Source organism: Protofrankia sp. Cr1 (genome assembly GCF_963555865.1).
Taxonomy (GTDB): Bacteria; Actinomycetota; Actinomycetes; order Frankiales; family Frankiaceae; genus Protofrankia.
Genome location: NZ_CAUVXO010000493.1, coordinates 1 through 903, shown reverse-complemented (window position 1 = coordinate 903; position 903 = coordinate 1). Strand labels below are relative to the sequence as shown.

The window sequence follows — 903 nt, the reverse complement described above, 5'->3', positions numbered from 1 at the left end:
GCCACAGCTTCCGGAGAGTGCTATCTGGACGTTCGTGTCATAAGGAGGATGCCGAGGCCGGCGGGCGCTGTCCCGAGGGGTAGGCGTCGGGCTGTCAGTGCGACCGGTCAGGATGTGCTCTCGTGAGTGCTGAGTCGCGGCGGCTGGTCGCCAAGCTGTGGAACTACTGTGACGTCCTGCGGGATGACGGCGTGTCCACCATCGACTACGTGGAGCAGCTGACCTACCTGCTGTTCCTGAAGATGGCGCACGAGCGGGCGAACCGTCCGCTGAACCCCGACACGGCGCTCGCGCACGTCGCGAACCGGTGGCAGGCCCTGCTCGACTACGAGGGTGACACGCTGGAGAAGGTCTACCGCACCACCCTGGACGAGCTGTCCCGGGAGAGCGGCACCCTCGGGGTCATCTTCCGTAAGGCGCAGAACAAGATCCAGGATCCGGCGAAGCTGAAGAAGCTGGTCGTCGACCTCATCGGTAAGGAGAAGTGGTCGGCCGCCGGGGTCGACGTGAAGGGCGACGCCTACGAGGAGCTGCTGGCCAAGAGCGCGGAGGACATCAAGTCCGGCGCCGGCCAGTACTTCACCCCACGGTCACTGATCACAGCGATGGTCGACTGCCTGCGACCTGGGCCGGCCGACACCGTGCACGACCCGGCCTGCGGCACCGGCGGCTTCCTCCTCGCGGCCTATGAGCGCATTCAGGCGCATCACGCTGCCGAACTCACCCCCGAGCAGCGCCGGGCGCTGGGACGCACCGCCATCACCGGCACCGAACTCGTCGACGGCACAGCCCGCCTCGCCGCCATGAACATGCTGCTGCACGGCATCGGCCAGCCGAACGGGCCGTCCCCGATCGAGGTGGCCGACGCGCTCGCCCGACCGTCCGGCCTGCACCCGAGCGTGA

Annotated in this window: 1 protein-coding gene; it reads left to right on the top strand. The window is 67.9% G+C overall.

The features are described from left to right. Positions 1 to 122: 122 nt before the first annotated feature. On the top strand, positions 123 to 903 hold a 781-nt coding region (locus U9980_RS24420; RefSeq protein WP_322770077.1), incomplete at its 3' end, for a class I SAM-dependent DNA methyltransferase.